Here is a 328-nt window from a genome sequence, read left to right as displayed (position 1 = left end):
ACGATCGGCTCCTCGATGCTCAACCCCTCGCCTATGCCCTGCGCCAACGTGGTTTTCCCGGCGCCAAGCGGCCCGGACAGCAGCAGGACATCACCGCCGCGAAACTTTCGGGCGAGGCTAGCCCCAAGCGCGCGCATATCCGCATCCGTAGGCACTGCAATTCGAACACTCACCTGATATTCCTCCCCTGTCCTTTCACCGCGATCAAGTCAATGCTGCGCTCCAACGCATACACGGGATCGCCGCCATTCGTTTTACTCTGTTCGTCCGCCCACGCAAGCATCTGGATGCACGCCCCCAAGCCCCGGGACGTCCAGCCGCCGAGTTG

At 62.5% G+C, this 328-nt stretch carries 2 pseudogenes (1 of these 2 running past the window's edge); both read right to left on the bottom strand.

Features of this window, described 5'->3' with window-relative positions:
• A pseudogene (locus B2994_RS00820) lies at positions 1–137 on the bottom strand (tRNA (adenosine(37)-N6)-threonylcarbamoyltransferase complex ATPase subunit type 1 TsaE); its annotated part reaches 226 nt to the left of the window's first position; the annotation flags it as partial.
• 32 nt (positions 138–169) lie between these two features.
• A pseudogene (locus tag B2994_RS00815) lies at positions 170–328 on the bottom strand (DNA polymerase III subunit delta); the annotation flags it as partial.

Origin of the sequence: Bifidobacterium sp. UBA744 (assembly GCA_002298605.1) — a bacterium.
Classification (GTDB): Bacteria; Actinomycetota; Actinomycetes; order Actinomycetales; family Bifidobacteriaceae; genus Bifidobacterium.
This window is presented reverse-complemented; position numbering and strand designations above follow the sequence as displayed.